1 rRNA gene is annotated in these 617 nt (G+C 53.5%); it reads right to left on the bottom strand.

Features of this window, described 5'->3' with window-relative positions:
* Positions 1-617, bottom strand: a 23S ribosomal RNA gene (locus tag ACLJRE_RS23825); the annotation flags it as partial.

The raw sequence follows: 617 nt of genomic DNA, 5'->3' as shown, positions 1-617 counted from the left end.
TCGCTGCCGCAGCTTCGGTGCATGGTTTAGCCCCGTTACATCTTCCGCGCAGGCCGACTCGACCAGTGAGCTATTACGCTTTCTTTAAATGATGGCTGCTTCTAAGCCAACATCCTGGCTGTCTGGGCCTTCCCACATCGTTTCCCACTTAACCATGACTTTGGGACCTTAGCTGGCGGTCTGGGTTGTTTCCCTCTTCACGACGGACGTTAGCACCCGCCGTGTGTCTCCCGTGATAACATTCTCCGGTATTCGCAGTTTGCATCGGGTTGGTAAGCCGGGATGGCCCCCTAGCCGAAACAGTGCTCTACCCCCGGAGATGAATTCACGAGGCGCTACCTAAATAGCTTTCGGGGAGAACCAGCTATCTCCCGGTTTGATTGGCCTTTCACCCCCAGCCACAGGTCATCCGCTAATTTTTCAACATTAGTCGGTTCGGTCCTCCAGTTAGTGTTACCCAACCTTCAACCTGCCCATGGCTAGATCACCGGGTTTCGGGTCTATACCCTGCAACTTAACGCCCGGTTAAGACTCGGTTTCCCTCCGGCTCCCCTATACGGTTAACCTTGCTACAGAATATAAGTCGCTGACCCATTATACAAAAGGTACGCAGTCAC

Origin of the sequence: Salmonella sp. SAL04157, assembly GCF_046551635.1 — a bacterium.
Classification (GTDB): Bacteria; Pseudomonadota; Gammaproteobacteria; order Enterobacterales; family Enterobacteriaceae; genus Salmonella; species Salmonella enterica.
The sequence above is the reverse complement of the archived record's forward strand: the minus strand, read 5'-3'. Positions and strand labels throughout refer to the sequence as shown.